The organism is Actinomadura flavalba DSM 45200 (assembly GCF_000374305.1).
Lineage (GTDB): Bacteria > Actinomycetota > Actinomycetes > Streptosporangiales > Streptosporangiaceae > Spirillospora > Spirillospora flavalba.
The window spans coordinates 1-15,613 of sequence record NZ_KB894094.1; the positions used below are offsets into that span (position 1 = coordinate 1).

Below are 15,613 nucleotides of genomic sequence, written 5' to 3' on the forward strand. Positions count from 1 at the left end.
CGCCGCTTCCGCGTCGTGCGAATCGAACGAATCACCCTGTTCGGCCCCGACGGCCCCGAACCCCCACGCCCGGACGACCCCGACGCCTGATCACCGAAGTCCCACCCCACGGCGACCACGCAAGCGCCCCTTCGACCCGCGACCCCGCGCGCGACCACTGAAGCCCCGGCATCCAGCGACTCTGCAAATTCCGCATCGACTCACAACCTCACAGGTGAGGCGCGCCTTCGGCATCGCTTCACCGACAGGTCACGCACCCGCACGCGGGTTGAGGGAGGGCGTGCTCATCCCGCTGGAGCACGAGTACGTCACGCACCCGCGCGCGGGTTGAGGTCCTGCTCGGCGCCGCTGCGCTTCTCCAGCGGCGTCACGCACTCGCGTGTGGGTTGAGGTGTGGCTGAGCCGCGTTCTAGGCTGCGCCGGTGCGGAGCCTTTCTCTTGTTCTCGTGGCGTTGGTGTTCACGGGTGCGTGCGGTGACCGGGTCGTGTCCGGGACGGGCGCCGTGTCGCCGTCTGCGGCGCCGTCCCCCGGGGATCACCGGACGCCGCTTGCGACGCCCGCCCGGCCGGGGCCGGACTGCGCGGGCTCACCGGTGCGCGTCTGCGTGGGCGAGCCCAGCGCGGCGACCGGGCTGCGCGGGCTGGGCATCGACCTCACGCACAAGGGCAAGGGCACCTACCGGCTGCGGGGACGCCCGGCCGTGCGGCTGCTCGACGAGAACCGCGCGCCGATCCCGGTGAAGGTCGTCGCGGGCACCGAGAAGCCGGTGCGGACGATCACGCTCGCGCCCGGAGAGTCCGCGTCCGCCGTGCTGATCTGGCGGAACACCGTCGAGGCCGTGGACCGACCTGCCGTCCGCGCCCCCTACCTGGAGGTGACGCCCGCGCCCGGGGAGACGCCCGTCGTGGTGCGTCCCCCCGGCGGCGTCGACATCGGCACGACCGGGCGGGTCACGATCAACCCGTGGGCGGCGTCCTAGGACGCGGCGGCGTCGCCGTAGACGGGGCGGTGCTCCTGCACCGAACCGGCGAGCTGCTCGGCCAGCTCGTCGGCGTCGAGCCGGCGGTCGATCTGGCGCAGGTCGTCGATCTTGGCGCGGGTCTCGGCGCGGCGCGGGGCCAGCATCGAGCAGCAGTCCTCGTCGGGCAGCTCGGAGATCGACAGGGTGCGGACCCGGCGGGCCTGGTCCATGATCTCGATCTTGTCCATGCCGACGAGCGGACGCAGGATCGGCAGCTCCACGGCGTCGTCGAGCGCGGTGAGGTTGGCCAGCGTCTGGCTGGACACCTGACCGAGCGCGTCGCCGGTGATCAGCGCGCCGCCGCCGAGCCGGCGGGCCAGCACCTCGCCGGTGCGCAGCATCAGCCGCCGCTGCGCGATCACCGCGAGCTTGTCGGCGCCCGACGACTTGATCTGCTGCTGCGCCTTGCCGAACGGCACGACGAACAGCCGCGACCCGCCCTGGAACTTGTCCAGCTCGCGGACCAGCGCGTACGCCTTATAGATCGACTCCGGGCCGGTGAACGGCATGCCGGAGAAGTGCAGGTAGTCGACGCGCAGGCCGCGCCGCATCATCCGGTACGCGGCGACCGGCGAGTCGATGCCGCCCGACATCAGCACCAGCGCGCGGCCGCTCATCCCGACCGGCAGCCCGCCCTGGCCGGGGACGCCGCCGGAGAAGACGAACACCTCGTCGCGGTCGACCTCGATCGACACCGTGTGGTCGGGGTTCTTCAGCCGGACCGGCTGGCCGTAGGCGTCGGCGATGCGGCCGCCGACGAGACGGTCCAGCTCGGTGGAGGTGAGGGGGAAGCGCTTGTCGCGGCGCTTGGAGCGGACGGCGAAGCTGCCGGTGACGCCGTCCATCAGCTCCAGCGCGGCGCGCTCGACGCTGGCGACGTCCTTGCCGACGCGCCAGGCGCGGTGCGCCCACACGATGCCCATGACGTCGCTGATGCGGGCCGCGAGCCGGTCGATCAGCTCGACGTTCGCGTCCTTGGTGCGGACGATGAACACCCCGTGCCGCCGGATGACGTCCACCCGGGCGATCGGCCGCACGGCGGTGCGGACGTTGTCGGCGAGGCGCCGCTCGAACAGCTCGCGGTTCTTGCCCTTGAGCACGACCTCCCCGAGCTTGATCAGCACGCACGGCTCGCCGTCCACCGGCGCGTGCTGCTGGGATACCGCGACGGGCGCGGCGTCGAGCGTGGTCATGATCGGTGTTCCTCCAACAGAGCCGGGGCGGGTTCCTCAGTGTGACCCACCCAGGTCAATGCCGCGACCCGCATTCGGTGTTCCCGAAACGCGGAACGGCCCGGCCGAGGGGCCGGGCCGTGGTGCGGGGACGGTCAGCCGAAGAAGACCTCGGCCTCCTCGTAGCGCGAGGCCGGGACGGTCTTCAGTTCCTTGGTGGCCTCGTCCAGGCCGACGCGGACGATGTCGGTGCCCTGGAGCGCGACCATCGTGCCGAAGTCGCCGTCGCGGACGGCGTCGATGGCCTGGAGGCCGAAGCGGGTCGCGAGGACGCGGTCGAACGCGCTCGGCGTGCCGCCGCGCTGGATGTGCCCGAGCACGGTGGCGCGGGCCTCCTTGCCGGTGCGGGCCTCGATCTCGTCGGCGAGGCGCTGCCCGATGCCGCCGAGGCGGACGTGCCCGAACGCGTCCTTCTCGCCGGTCTGGAGCTCCATCTGCCCGTCGAGCGGGTGGGCGCCCTCGGACACGACGAGGATCGGCGCGTACCGCGTCTTGAAGCGGCTCTCGACGTACTCGACGACCTTCTCGATGTCGAACGGCCGCTCGGGGATGAGGATGACGTTGGCGCCCGCCGCCATGCCCGCGTGCAGCGCGATCCAGCCCGCGTGGCGGCCCATGACCTCGCAGATCAGCGCGCGGTGGTGGCTCTCGGCGGTGGTGTGCAGCCGGTCGATGGCCTCGGTGGCGATGTTGACGGCGGTGTCGAAGCCGAACGTGTAGTCGGTGGCGTTGAGGTCGTTGTCGATCGTCTTGGGGACACCGACGACGTTCACCCCGGACTCGTGCAGGCGGCTCGCGACGCCCAGCGTGTCCTCGCCGCCGATGGCGATGAGCGCGTCCACGCCGAGCCCGGCCAGGTTGTCCTTGATGCGCTCGATGCCGCCCTCGACCTTGACCGGGTTCGTGCGGGACGAGCCGAGGATCGTGCCGCCGCGCGGCAGGATGCCCCGCACGGCCGGCACGTCGAGCGCGACCGTGTCGCCCTCCAGCGGGCCGCGCCACCCGTCGCGGAACCCGACGAACTCGTATCCGAAGACCTGCACGCCCTTGCGCACGACGGCGCGGATCACCGCGTTCAGGCCGGGGCAGTCCCCGCCTCCGGTCAGCACTCCGACGCGCATGCCCTCTCCCTCTCCAGCCACCGGTCTCCTCCCTCGACTTCCTACCGGACCGACCCTAGCCGCGCGGCCGCGCCGCCTCCGGGCATTCCCCGCACGGCGCGCCGCCACTGGTCTAGACCATAGTGCGTCGCCGGGCACCGGGAAGGAAGACCGACGAACCCACCCGAACACGCCCCGGACCGTCCGCGACGGTCGGCGGGACGAACGCCGCCACCGCCCACCGCAAACGCCGCCGAACCCCCGGCCCCACGACCAGCCCGTCGCGGACCAGCCCGTCGCGCACGTCGTCGTCCGCCGCGCGGATTCCCGGCTCACGCCACAGGTGCTCGGTCCGCGCCCGCAGCGCCGCCGCGGCCGCGAGCGTCGCCCGGGGCGTACCGCCGACCAGGCGACCGACCGCGTAGGCGTCCGGTTCCTCCTGCGGAACGCGCCCCCGGACGGCGACGCCCCGCGCGTACCCCACCACCGCGAGGAACACCGGCGCGTGCGCGGCGGCGAACACGACCCCGGCCATGACCTCTCCCCATGCCGTAGGACCCCCCGCCCGTCACCGACTGAGACGCGCCACGCCCGGCCCGGGTTCGCCGCCACCAGGCGGAAGCCGACCCCGCCGCACCACCCACAGGTTCACTCGGCGCGGATGTACGGCACGGGTTCGCCCATGGTGCGGCGCCCGGCGTCAGCCGGAGGCGCTTCGCCGCGCGTGGGCCGCGACCGGCGGGGGTAGCCAGCCGCGTCGTTCCAGCTCGGCGACGAGGGTGAGATAACCGGCCGTGAAGCGGGCGTGGTGCGCCGGGCGGGGGTCGAGGGTGGCGCGGACGCGGACCATCGCGGCGGCGGTCTCGGCCGGGGGACGGTCCGCGGACGCGGCCAGCACCGCCGCGCCCAGGGCGGGTTCGGCGTTCGCGGGCAGGATCACCGGGCGGCCGAGGATGTCGGCGCGCAACCGGCACCAGTAGGCGCTGCGCGCGGCGCCGCCGGTCAGCGTGAGGTCGCCGCCGACGGGCGCGCCGAGCAGGTCGAGGTAGTCGAGGCACAGCCGCTCGACATATCCGGCGCCTTGCAGGATCGAGGCGAAGCGGTCGGCCTCGTCCCGGGGACGACCCAGGACGAACCCCGACGCGCCGGGCGCCACGAACGGGAACCGCTCCCCCGCCGAGACCAGCGGATACGTGACCGCGCCGGACGGCTCGTACCGCCGCGCGGCGCGGTCGAGCGCGGCCAGGTCGCGGCCGGGGAAGTCGCGCGCCAGCACCCCGCCGCCCGCGCCGGACGCGCCGCCGGGCAGCCACCGCCCGTCCGGCGCGCGGTGGGAGTAGACGACGCCGTGCGGGTCGTGCAGGAGGTCGTCGGTGACGCCTTTGAGCACGAGCGTGGTGCCGAGGACGGAGTTCCAGGACCCGGGGGTGAGGCGGCCGGTGCCGAGCTGCGCGGCGCACCCGTCCGTGCATCCGGCGAGCACCGGCGTGCCGGGCGGCAGGCCCGTGTGCTCGGCGGCGGCCGGGCTCACGGCGCCGAGCGGCGTCCCGGACCGCGTCAGCGGCGGGAGCAGCCCGGCCGGGACGCCGAGGTCGGCCAGGACGTCGTGCGGCCAGTCCTCCGCGATGAGGTCGGCGCCGGTCTTGAGCGCGCTGCCGAGGTCGGTCGCGACGGGACGGCCGCAGAGCCGGGCGTTGACGAAGTCGGTCTGGTGCGCGAGCCGGGCGCCGCGCAGGTCGCGGCGGTGCTCCAGCAGCCACAGCAGCTTGGGCAGCGCCCAGGCGGGCTGCATCCGCCGGTAGCCGAGCCGCCGCCACACCTCGGCACCGGCGCGGTCGGCCCGTTCCACCTGGGCGGCGGCGCGCAGGTCGTCGTACATCAGGCCCGGTGTCAGCGGACGGCCGTCCGCGCCGGTCAGCAGGAACGTCCCGGACGTCGCGTCCACCGCGACGCCCCGCACCGCCCCGGCCGGGACGTCCCGGAGCGCCCGGCGGCACGCCGCGCCCACCGCCGTCCACCACTGCTCCGGGTCCTGCTCGTGCCGGGGTCCGTCACGACGGCCCGTCAGCGGGTGGCCGCCCGCCCCGCGCACGTCCCCGACGGCCGTGACGGCCAGCGCGCGGACGCCCTGCGTCCCGAGGTCGACGCCGACGAAGACCGCCTCGTCCCGGCTCACCGCCTACTCCGGGCCGTCCAGGCCCTTCTCGATCGCGTAGCGGACCAGTTCGACGCGGTTGTGGAGCTGGAGTTTGCCCAACGTGTTCTGCACGTGGTTCTGCACGGTGCGGTGCGAGATCACCAGCCGCGCGGCGATCTGCTTGTACGTCAGGCCCTTGGCGACCAGGCGCAGGACCTCGGTCTCGCGGTCGGTGAGGCGGGGCGCGCCGTCGTCGCGGGGGGCGGCGGCCAGACGGCGGTACTCGCCGAGGACGAGCCCGGCCAGGCCGGGGGTGAAGACGGCGTCGCCGGTCGCGGTGCGGGCGACGGCGGTCAGGAACTCCTCCCGCCCCGCCGACTTGAGCAGGTAGCCGGTCGCGCCCGCCTTGACGGCGTCCAGGACGTCCTGCTGCTCGCCGCTCGCCGACAGGACGAGGACGCGCACCGGCGGCTCGGCGGCGACGAGCCGCCGCGTCACCTCCACGCCGGAGATGTCGGGCAACTGGAGGTCGACGATCGCGACCTGCGGGCGCGCGGCGGCGGCGATGCGCACGGCCGTGCGGCCGTCGCCCGCCGTCGCGACGACCTCGTGGCCCGCCTCGGCCAGGTCGCGGGCGACGGCGTCGCGCCACATCGGATGGTCGTCCACGATCATCACGCGGAGCGGGGCCGCCGGAGTCTCGGTCACGGCCCCAGCCTAGGAGAACGCGGACGTATCCGACAGCACGCCGGGGACCGACAGCTCGATCTCGGTGCCCTCCCCCGGCGCCGACACGATCTCGGCCGTGCCGCCCAGGTCGCGGACCCGGCCCCGGATCGACTGCGCGACGCCGAGCCGCCCCGACGCCCGCGCCCGGTCCAGCCGTCCCGGCTCGATGCCGGGCCCGTCGTCGCGGACGCTGACCAGGACGCCGCCCGCGCCGTCGTCCTCCGCCAGCACCCAGGCGCGCGTCTCCGGGCCGCAGTGCCGCCGCACGTTGTCCAAGGCGGCGGCGACGGCCGCGTCGATCTCCCCGGCGACGGCGGCGGGCATCCGCATCGGCGTCGCGGGCGTGGACACCGTCACCGACGTCGAGCCGTGCGCGGCGAGCAGCGTGCGCAGGTCGGCGTCGCCGCCGGGCGTCGGCGCCGACGTGCCGACCAGCGCACGCAGCGCCGCCTCCTGCTCTCCGGCGAGACGTCCCAGCTCGGCGGCCTCGCCGCCGAGGGCGTCCCCGCGCCGCCGCACCATCGCGAGCACCTGGAGGACCGAGTCGTGGATGCTGCGGGCCAGCCGTTCGCGTTCGCGCGTCCCGGCCTCCAGCTCGACGGCCCGCGCCAGCCGCGCCTCGGCGTCGCGGGCGAGCCGCACGACGTGCCCGACGACGAGCCCGGCCAGGAACAGCAGCACGATCCCGTTGAAGGTGCCCGGCCCGCGCGGGCCGCCGGTGCCGCCGAGCACGTGCACGAGCAGGTTCCCGGCGCCGAGGACGGCCGCCGCGACGAGCCCGGCCCGCCGCCCGCCCTGCACGGCCCACGCCAGCACCGACGCGGCGACCCACGACACCGGCAGCGTCGGCCGTCCGGCGGCCAGCCCCTCGGGCGTCTCGACCCACGACGTCGCCAGCAGCGCGCCCGCCGCGACGAGAAGGTCACCGCCGATCAGCACCCGCCCGGACGTCCCCTCCCGGCGGTGCGGATCGGCGTACCCGACCGTGGCGACGACCGACCACACCGCCATCACGCCCAGCACGGCCCAGCCCGCGAGCGGATGCGCGTAGCCGGGGTAGTTCATCGTGACGAGCAGCGCCGCGTACCCGAGGGACAGCCACCGGTACACCGCCACCGCCCGCCACAGGGCGGCCTCCAGGCCCACTAGTCGTCGTCGGAGACGGGACGCGGGGTCTTGCCCTCCATCTCGGCCTTGACCTCGGCGGCGTAGCGGTCGACGTACTCCTGGCCGGACAGCCCCTGGATCGCCTGCATGATCTCGTCGGTGATCTTGCGGAGGACCTCGCGGTCGTCCTCCTGCCCGTAGTAGCGGGAGAAGTCCAGCGGGGCGCCGAACCGGACGCCGGGCCGGATGCCCAGCCGGGGCAGCGGACGGCCGGAGGGCATCAGCTCGAACGTGTTGATCATCGCCATCGGGACGACCGGGACCTTCGCCTTGAGCGCCAGCCGCGCCACGCCCGTCTTGCCCCGGTAGAGGCGGTTGTCGGGCGCGCGGGTGCCCTCGGGATAGATGCCGAGCAGCTTGCCCTCACCGAGGATGCGCAGGCCGGTGTCCAGCGCGGCCTCGGCGGCGCTGCCGCCGGTGCGGTCCACCGGGACGACGCCGACGCCGGTGAAGAACCCCTTGCTGATCAGGCCCTTGATGCCCCGGCCGGTGAAGTACTCGCCCTTGCCGATGAAGAAGATCGGGCGCATCAGCGGCAGCGGGCCGAAGAAGTGGTCCGCGAACGACAGGTGGTTGGACACCAGCAGCGCGGCACCGCGCTTGGGCACGTGCCGCATGCCCGAGTTCCGCGGCCGCCAGCCCAGGTAGAGGATCGGTGACAGGACGATCCTGAGCAGGATCCAGAACCACAGCATGGCCGGCGCCTTCCGTGCGACCCGAGGACGGGCGGGGAGATGATGGGACATCTTCCCACCTCGCGCCGTGGTTGCCCACCGTGCTCCCCCGCCGTGCGCATCCCGTCACGATCCCGTACGCACCCGGCGCGCGAATCCGCCCATCCCGCCCCGGCGGCCCCGCGACGCCGCGCGGGAACGTAGGCTCGGAGGAACACGGCGGGCGGCGACCGCGCGGGGATGCCCCCGGGCGGCCGGGCGCCTACCGTGGTACCCACCCGGTGCGCCCCCCTGCGGGTGTCCGGTGCAATGCGGAACCGACGGTCGTCTGCGCGCGGACGGCCGTCCCGGAGTCGACGGAGGAGCCGGCCCCGTGAATCGCCGAGGCAACGGACTCTCAGCGGACAGCTACGCCCCGCTCGTCGACCTGGCGCCCCATCTGGCGGACGCCGTGCTGGCGGCCCTGCGGGACGCGGGCGTCGCCGCCTACGCCGTCCCCGGCGAGCCCGGTGATCCGGCGACCGTGCTGGACGAGGGCCCGGCCGCCGCCGACGACACCCTCGACCGGCTGTTCGTCGACGACGCCATGAAGCCGCAGGCCGAGGGGGTGCTCCGCGTCCACCTGCTGCGACTGCGCGAGAGCGGCGCGGGCGACGCCGAGCCGCTGCCGCCGCACCCCGGCCGGACGCCCGAGACCGCCCCGGCCGAGCCGCCCGCCGCCGCGCGCGACGAGGACGCCATCTGGGCGGAGATCGTCGCCGGGTTCGACGCGGCCCCGGCGGCGGGCGAGCGCGTGCCCTGGCCCGACTCCGAGAGCCTTCCCGAGCCCAAGGAGCCGCCCGCCGAGGGCGACGACCGTACCGGCGCGCTCCCCCGCGCCCGCGTCATCAAGCCCGCCGAGGACGACGCGGACGGCCCGCTCGAAGAGGACGACGACGCCCACTTCGTCCCGCCGCCCCCGCCGCCGATGCCCAGCACCGACCCGGTCACCAAGGGCGCCTGGGCGGCCCTGGTCGGCGGCCCCCTCTACCTGCTGTGCACGGTCCTGCTCGACTGGTACGTCCCCGGCTGGGCGGCGTTCCTGGCGGTCGCGGCCTTCATCGGCGGCTTCGTCACGCTCGTCCTGCGCATGGGCGACGAACCCCGCGACCCCGACGGCGGCGCGGCGGTGTAGAAAGAATCCCCGGCCTACGGCCGCTCGCCTGGGGCTCGCAGCCTAACCGGGGATTTGCGGGCACGGCATCGCTTCGCGATCCGGCCGGCGCGGCTCGCCTTCGGCGTCTCCGCGCCGGCCGGTCAACGTGCCCGCGTGGTGGCTGAGGCGCGATTTCACCCGGGCAGCCGAAGGTCTGCTACCAGCGGCCGATGGTCGGTGGCAGCCGGATAGAGCGCGACGAGCGAGGGAGCCGGGGGGACGCCGCAGCCCTCTACGGTGATCGACGGGTCGGTGAAGACGCCGTCGATGCGGCGGTGCGGGTTCGCGGCAGGGAAGGTGGCGGCCTCACCGCACGGGGCGACTGCGTGGGCGTCGCGGAGGTCGGTGGACAGCAGCGTCCAGGACGGCCCGCCCGGTTCCTCGTTGATGTCCCCGGCGAGCACGACCGGACCGTGCCGCGCGCCGAAGCGCGCCAGCAGCGGCAGGACCTCCCGCACGTGCGCGAGGCGCGGTTCGGGGCGCAGGTCCAGATGGGTCGAGGCCGCCGTGAACCGGGCGCCGTCCGGCAGCTCCAGCGCCGCGACCGCCAGGCCCCGCCGGTGCAGCCCCGGCACCTTGGCGAGCAGGTGGAACTCGCGCCCCACCGGCCGCACGCCCGGCGCCGCGAACACCGCCAGGCCGCACGCGCGGCGGCCCGCGACGATCCGCATCCCGCACGCGCGCGCCAGTGCCCGGCGCCGCCACCGCCACCGCCCGAACCGCGGCACCTCCTGAAGGCACAGGACGTCCGGCGCGAGCGCCCGGACGACGGCCGCCACGGCCGCCGCGTCGTCGCGCAGCGACCGGACGTTGTAGCTGACCAGCCGCAGCGGCGACACGGGGGTCAGATCCGGGCGAGGTCGGCGGCGCCGACGATGCCCGCCGCCGGGCCCAGCTCGGCGATGCGGATCTGCGGCTTGGGGCGGTGCCCGCGCCCGGTCAGCGCGTTCTCGAACGCGGTGCGGATCGGGTCGAGCAGCAGGTCGCCCGCGTCCGACAGGCCGCCGCCGATGACGAACGCGCCCGGGTCGAGGATGGCGCCGAGGTCGGCCAGGCCCTGACCCGCCCACTGCGCGACGGTGCGGAAGCACTCCAGCGCGGCCGGGTCGCCCTCGCGGGCCGCCTGCGTCACCTGGTGCCCGTTGATGCCGTCGGGACGGCCGCCGCCCAGCTCCAGCAGGCGCCCCGCCATCGCGGGCGCCACCCGGGCCAGGTCGCGGGCCTCGTGCACCAGCGCGTTGCCGCTGGCGTACTGCTCCCAGCAGCCCCGGTTGCCGCAGCCGCAGCGCCGCCCGTCCGGGACGACGCGGAAGTGCCCGGCCTCGGCGCCGATGCCGAACGCGCCCCGGCTCAGCTCGCCGTGGATGATGATGCCCGCGCCGATGCCGGTGCCGAGCGTCACGCAGACCATGAAGTCCTGGCCGCGCCCGGCGCCGAACCGCGCCTCGCCCCACGCGGTCGCGTTGCCGTCGTTCTCCACGACGACGGGCAGGCCGACGTGGTCTTCGACCTTCTTCTTGATGGGCTCGTCGCGCCAGGCCAGGTTCGGCGCGAACAGCACGGTGGAACGGTCCTCGTCGACGAACCCGGCGGTGCCGAGACCGACGGCGGCGACCTCCGGGTGCTTGCCGCGCAGCAGGTCGACGACCTCGCCGATCACCAGCGCCGTCTCCTCCGGATCGGTGGAGGGGGTGGGCCGGAGCACCTTCTCCAGGATCGCGCCGTCGTCGTCCACGACGCCCGCCGCGACCTTCGTACCGCCGACATCGACACCGATGGTCAGGGCCATGGGTGCTCCTCCTCCTTGCCGATCGCCCCGGGCGGGGCGGGGTGCGCTAACCGATGTCCGCCGGGTCGCCGGTGGCGGCGGCCCACGGGTTCCCGCGGTCCGCGCCGGGGTGGCCCGCCTCCGGGGTGGAGGACGGACGGCGCGGACCGGCGGCCGAGCCGGGAGCCGGGCGCTGCGCCGCCGCCGCGACGTCGCGGACGGCCGCCAGCAGCGACCGCCCGGCGGCGGCGACGTGCCGCCGCACGTCCGGGGCGGCCGCGCGGCCCCGGCACACGGGGCAGTCGCGGCATGGGCCCGCTCCCGTCACGTGCGGCGGGTCGGCGCGCACGGCGTCGCCCCAGACGTCCGCGCCGTCCCGCGCGGCGCTCCCGCCGCACGCGGCACGCCGCCGCAGGACGTCGAGGAGTTTCACCGCCTCGTCGAGGACACCGCCCGGCTGCTGCTCGGTCATCTGTTCATTGTCCATCCGTCGTCGGCGTGAAACGGTATCGCCCCGGGCGGGGAAGCAAGCTCTCACCCGCGCCGCGCGGGCGCGGCGCGGGTCAGCTCTCGACGTGCCGCTTGAGGCCCTTCAGCGCGGCGTCGATGATCCGCTTCTCGGCCTTGCGCTTCACCATGCCGATCATGGGGACGCGGACGTCCACCGCCAGCTCGTAGGTGACCTCGGTGGCCGCGCCCGCCGGGACGAGCGCGTACGAGCCGTGCAGGCCCGTCACCACCGATCCCGCCTTGTCCAGCGTCCAGTGCACCGCGTCGTCGCCCTCCCAGGTGTAGGCCAGGCCGACGGTGTCGCTGAACGGACCGCCGTCGAAGGTGAGGCGGGCCCGTTCGGCGCGGCCGTCCGCGCCGGTCCGCTCGACCGTGACCTCGCGGATGCCGCTGGCCCAGTCGGGGTAGGCGGGCAGGTCCGCGATCACCGTCATGATCTCGTCCCGTTCCGCGTCGATCGTGATCGTGGAACTCGTCCGGTCCGCCATCGTCGCCGTCCCTCCGGCTCGCTCGTGTCGGCGTTCTGTCTCTCACATCGTCGGGCATCTGTCACACGGTCAGGGCGAAGGGCACCCCCCGCGCGCGGAAATGACCGACGTTGACGCACTCGGTGCGCCCGATGCGCGTCCGCGCCGCGAGCGGCTGGTGCACGTGCCCGAACAGCGCGTAGCGCGGCTGGGTGCGCTCGATCAGCTCGCGGACGGCGACGCTGCCGCGCTCGAACCGCCGCGCGACCGTGTCGTAGAGGAGTTCGGGCACCTCGGGCGGGATGTGGGTGCACAGCACGTCCACCTCGCCGAGCGCGTCGATCTTGGCGGCGTAGACGTCGTCGTCGAGTTCGTGGGGGGTGCGGTACTCGGTGCGCAGCCCGCCGCCCGCGAACCCGAAGCGCAGCCCGCCGATCTCGGTGGTCTCGCCGTCCAGGACGTGGTGGCCGGGCCGCAGGTGCTCGGCCCACATGCGGGGGATGTCGACGTTGCCGTAGGTGAGGTAGGCGGGGGTGGGCAGCGCCGCGAACAGCTCGGCGTACTGGCGCTGGACGGCGCGTTCGACGTGCGCCCAGGCGTCGTCGAGCGACGCCCACATCTCGCGGGAGAAGGCGCGGGCCTCGTCGAACCGCTTGGCGGTGCGCAGCGCGATGAAGTGGTCGGTGTTCTCCTGGCCGAACAGGTCGGCGAAGATCCCCTGGCCGTGGTCGGAGTAGTCGAGGAACAGGATGAGGTCGCCCAGGCAGATCAGGGCGTCGGCGCCGTCGGCGGAGCGTTTCAGCGCCTCGGCGTTGCCGTGCACGTCGCTCACCACGTGGATCCGCATGAATCCGACTCTAATGGGGCGCGCGTCCGCGCTCAGGACGCGGCGGCGTCCACGAGGGCGCGCCACTCGCGGACGAGCCCGGCGTCGACCGGGCCGTCGAAGGTGCCGTCGCGGCGCACGGCGCGGCCGACGTGGAACGCGGTGACGCCCGCCGCCGCGAGCGCGGCGACGTGGCGGCGGCGCAGGCCGCCCCCGGCCAGGACGAGCCGCGCGGCGGCGGGGTCCTCGGCGGCGCGGCGGACGAGCGCGGCGCCGCCCGCGTCCAGGCCGCGCGGCGACCCGGCGGTGAGCACGGCGTCCAGGGTCGAGCCGGGACGGGCGGCCAGCTCGTGCAGCGCGGCCCACGCGTCGTGGCCGCAGTCGGCGGCGGTGTCGCAGGCGCGGTGGAACGTCCACGGCAGCGGGGCGATCTCGGTGGCGAGCTTGCCGACGGCGGCGGCGTCGGGCGCGCCGGAGGGGTCGAGGAAGCCGAACACGAAGCCGTCCGCCCCGGCGGCGGCCAGCGCCTCGGCGGCGCGGCGCAGCCGGTCCAGCTCGCCCGCCGACGTGCGGAACCCGGCGTTGGCGCGCAGCATGACGCGCAGCGGCAGCGTCGTGGCGGCGCGAATGGCCGCGACGACGCCGGGATCGGGCGTCAGCCCGCCCGCGATCATGTCGGCGGCGACCTCGACGCGGCCGGCGCCGCCGTCCTGCGCGGCGCGCGCGTCGGCGGCCGACACGGCGATCACTTCCAGCAGCGCCATGGGCGGCTCCTTCCCGTGGCCCCCGAGCGTAGGCGCGACGATCTTCCGGATCGACGCCGGACCACGGGTTTTTGCCGCTCCCTTAACCGCCCGTACCGTTTCCGGCCGCTTTACCTACTCGCGGGTATCATCAACCGTTGAGAAACCGGTACCGTCTTCTCGCCCCGCAGTGCTCAATCTTGGAGGAGTGGCCGTGCGCGAGTTCAGCGTCCCCGCCCTGGTGGAGGTGCCCGGCGCCACCAACCTGACCGAAACGCCGTTCGCCCGCGCGCAGGAGGCGCCCGGCACGATCGTCGTCCGGCGCAAGAGCGGCGAGTCGTGGAGCGCGGTCACCGCGCGCGAGTTCGCGCAGGAGGTCGGAGAGGTCGCCAAGGGGCTGATCGCGGCGGGCATCGAGCCCGGCGACCGCGTCGCCCTGATGTCGCGCACCCGCTACGAGTGGACCGTCCTCGACTACGCCATCTGGGCGGCCGGGGCGGTCGTCGTCCCGATCTACGAGACGTCCTCGTCCGAGCAGGTCGCCTGGATCGTCGGCGACTCCGGCGCCAAGGGCATCTTCGCCGAGTCCGACAAGCACCTGGCGGCCGTCGCCGAGGTCCGCGCCGAGCTGACGTCGCTCGCCCACGTGTGGGGCATCGACGCCGGTGACGTCGCCGCCCTGGCCGCGTCGGGCGCGCAGGTCTCCGACGAGACGCTGACCGAGCGCCGGACCGTCCGGCAGGGCGCCGACCTGGCCACGCTCGTCTACACCTCGGGCACCACCGGCCGCCCCAAGGGCTGCGAGATCTCGCACGCGAACCTCGTCTCCACCGCGCGCAACGCGATCCAGGGCGCGCTGTCGGAGGTCACGGTGGACGGCTCGTCCACGCTGCTGTTCCTGCCGCTCGCGCACGTGTTCGCCCGGCTCATCCAGGTCGGCGTCGTGGAGGCGGGCATCGTCCTCGGCCACAGCGACATCCCGAACCTGCTGCCCGACCTCGGCAGCTACCAGCCGACGTTCCTGCTGGCCGTGCCGCGCGTGTTCGAGAAGGTCTACAACGGCGCCGAGCAGAAGGCCATCGCGGGCGGCAAGGGCAAGATCTTCGCCGCCGCCGCCGCGACCGCCATCGCCTACAGCGAGGCCCTGGCGACCGGCAGGCCGGGCGTCGGGCTCAAGGCCAAGCACAAGGTGTTCGACGTGCTGGTGTACGGCAAGCTGCGCCAGGCCGTCGGCGGCAAGGTGCAGTTCGCGGTGTCGGGCGGCGCGGCCCTGGGCGAGCGGCTCGGCCACTTCTTCCGCGGCGTCGGCATCACGATCCTGGAGGGCTACGGCCTCACCGAGACGACGGCGCCCGCGACCGTCAACCGGCCGTCCGCGATCAAGGTCGGCACGGTCGGGCAGCCGATTCCGGGCGTCACCGTCAGGATCGCCGAGGACGGCGAGGTGCTCGTCCAGGGCATCAACGTCTTCGGGGGCTACTGGAACAACGACGCCGCGTCCAAGGAGGCGCTGGCGGACGGCTGGTTCCACACCGGCGACCTCGGCTCCCTCGACGACGACGGCTTCCTGAAGATCACCGGCCGGAAGAAGGAGATCCTCGTCACGGCGGCGGGCAAGAACGTCGCCCCGGCCCCCCTGGAGGACCGGCTGCGCGCCAGCCCGCTGATCAGCCAGTGCCTGGTGGTCGGCGACGGCCGCAAGTTCATCAGCGCGCTGATCACCCTGGACGAGGAGGGCCTCGGCCCCTGGAAGGAGCAGCACGGCAAGCCCGCCGCGATGACGGTGGACGAGCTGCGCGAGGACCCCGACCTCGTCGCCGCGATCGAGAAGGCCGTCGAGGACGCGAACAGGTCGGTCTCTAAGGCCGAGGCGATCAAGAAGTACCAGATCCTCGGCGTCGACTTCTCCGAGGAGGCCGGCCACATGACCCCGAGCCTCAAGGTCAAGCGCCACGCGGTCATCAAGGACTTCGCCGACGAGATCGAGGCCCTCTACACCTGACGTCCGCAACACGAGGGGCGGCACCCGACCGGGGCGCCGCC

General features: G+C 74.6%; 17 protein-coding genes. 4 read left to right on the top strand and 13 right to left on the bottom strand.

Translation table 11 applies throughout. From position 1 onward, the window contains the following. Both C229_RS36060 and C229_RS30075 read left to right on the top strand, forming a co-directional pair. On the top strand, positions 1–90 hold a 90-nt coding region (locus C229_RS36060), incomplete at its 5' end, for a DUF5954 family protein (RefSeq protein WP_420804664.1). 413 nt (positions 91–503) lie between these two features. Then, on the top strand, positions 504–980 hold the full coding sequence (locus tag C229_RS30075; protein WP_276203305.1) for a DUF4232 domain-containing protein: 477 nt from the start codon (positions 504–506) through the stop codon (positions 978–980). Here the strand turns inward: C229_RS30075 and thiI are convergent. From thiI to C229_RS0109495, 7 genes are all read right to left on the bottom strand, one after another. Then, positions 977–2,215: a tRNA uracil 4-sulfurtransferase ThiI gene (gene thiI / locus C229_RS0109465; protein WP_018654826.1), complete on the bottom strand. Its 1,239-nt coding sequence runs from the start codon at positions 2,213–2,215 to the stop codon at positions 977–979. The two genes, C229_RS30075 and thiI, sit on opposite strands and share 4 nt — an antisense overlap. A gap of 134 nt (positions 2,216–2,349) precedes the next feature. After that, positions 2,350–3,375 (bottom strand): 6-phosphofructokinase, encoded by a 1,026-nt coding sequence (locus tag C229_RS0109470; protein ID WP_018654827.1) that lies wholly within the window; start codon positions 3,373–3,375, stop codon positions 2,350–2,352. Positions 3,376–3,487: 112 nt separating this feature from the next. Further along, complete coding sequence (locus C229_RS0109475) at positions 3,488–3,889, bottom strand: hypothetical protein (RefSeq protein WP_018654828.1); 402 nt, start codon at positions 3,887–3,889, stop codon at positions 3,488–3,490. Between the two features lie 165 nt (positions 3,890–4,054). Then, positions 4,055–5,530 carry an FGGY-family carbohydrate kinase gene (locus C229_RS0109480; RefSeq protein ID WP_018654829.1) on the bottom strand — a complete coding sequence of 492 codons (1,476 nt, stop codon included), beginning with the start codon at positions 5,528–5,530 and terminating at the stop codon, positions 4,055–4,057. A gap of 3 nt (positions 5,531–5,533) precedes the next feature. After that, entirely contained in the window at positions 5,534–6,166 is a 633-nt protein-coding gene (locus tag C229_RS0109485) for a response regulator (RefSeq protein WP_033424245.1), read from the bottom strand. Positions 6,167–6,208: 42 nt separating this feature from the next. Further along, a complete protein-coding gene (gene macS / locus C229_RS0109490) occupies positions 6,209–7,366 on the bottom strand; it encodes a MacS family sensor histidine kinase (protein WP_018654831.1) in 1,158 nt (385 codons plus the stop codon). Further along, entirely contained in the window at positions 7,366–8,082 is a 717-nt protein-coding gene (locus C229_RS0109495) for a lysophospholipid acyltransferase family protein (protein WP_018654832.1), read from the bottom strand. Before C229_RS0109495 ends, macS begins: the two co-directional genes overlap by 1 nt. Before the next feature lie 352 nt (positions 8,083–8,434). Between C229_RS0109495 and C229_RS0109500 the strand changes: the two genes are divergently transcribed. After that, entirely contained in the window at positions 8,435–9,235 is an 801-nt protein-coding gene (locus C229_RS0109500) for a hypothetical protein (RefSeq protein ID WP_018654833.1), read from the top strand. 155 nt (positions 9,236–9,390) lie between these two features. On the opposite strand, the gene C229_RS0109505 is transcribed toward C229_RS0109500, so the two are convergent. The 6 genes from C229_RS0109505 to C229_RS0109530 all read right to left on the bottom strand — a co-directional run bounded on the left by C229_RS0109505 (position 9,391) and on the right by C229_RS0109530 (position 13,591). Beyond that, on the bottom strand, positions 9,391–10,095 hold the full coding sequence (locus C229_RS0109505; RefSeq protein ID WP_018654834.1) for an endonuclease/exonuclease/phosphatase family protein: 705 nt from the start codon (positions 10,093–10,095) through the stop codon (positions 9,391–9,393). A gap of 5 nt (positions 10,096–10,100) precedes the next feature. After that, positions 10,101–11,045: an ROK family glucokinase gene (locus C229_RS0109510; protein WP_018654835.1), complete on the bottom strand. Its 945-nt coding sequence runs from the start codon at positions 11,043–11,045 to the stop codon at positions 10,101–10,103. Positions 11,046–11,091: 46 nt separating this feature from the next. Continuing rightward, positions 11,092–11,496, bottom strand: coding sequence for a hypothetical protein (locus C229_RS0109515; RefSeq protein WP_018654836.1), 405 nt, complete (start codon positions 11,494–11,496; stop codon positions 11,092–11,094). Between the two features lie 91 nt (positions 11,497–11,587). Continuing rightward, positions 11,588–12,022, bottom strand: a complete 435-nt coding sequence (locus C229_RS0109520) for an SRPBCC family protein (protein ID WP_018654837.1) — start codon at positions 12,020–12,022, stop codon at positions 11,588–11,590. A gap of 61 nt (positions 12,023–12,083) precedes the next feature. Beyond that, positions 12,084–12,848 carry a metallophosphoesterase family protein gene (locus tag C229_RS0109525; protein ID WP_018654838.1) on the bottom strand — a complete coding sequence of 255 codons (765 nt, stop codon included), beginning with the start codon at positions 12,846–12,848 and terminating at the stop codon, positions 12,084–12,086. Between the two features lie 32 nt (positions 12,849–12,880). Continuing rightward, positions 12,881–13,591, bottom strand: coding sequence for a copper homeostasis protein CutC (locus C229_RS0109530; RefSeq protein WP_018654839.1), 711 nt, complete (start codon positions 13,589–13,591; stop codon positions 12,881–12,883). 193 nt (positions 13,592–13,784) lie between these two features. On the opposite strand from C229_RS0109530, the gene C229_RS0109535 reads away from it, so the two are divergent. Next, on the top strand, positions 13,785–15,572 hold the full coding sequence (locus C229_RS0109535; protein WP_018654840.1) for an AMP-dependent synthetase/ligase: 1,788 nt from the start codon (positions 13,785–13,787) through the stop codon (positions 15,570–15,572). Positions 15,573–15,613 lie beyond the last annotated feature (41 nt).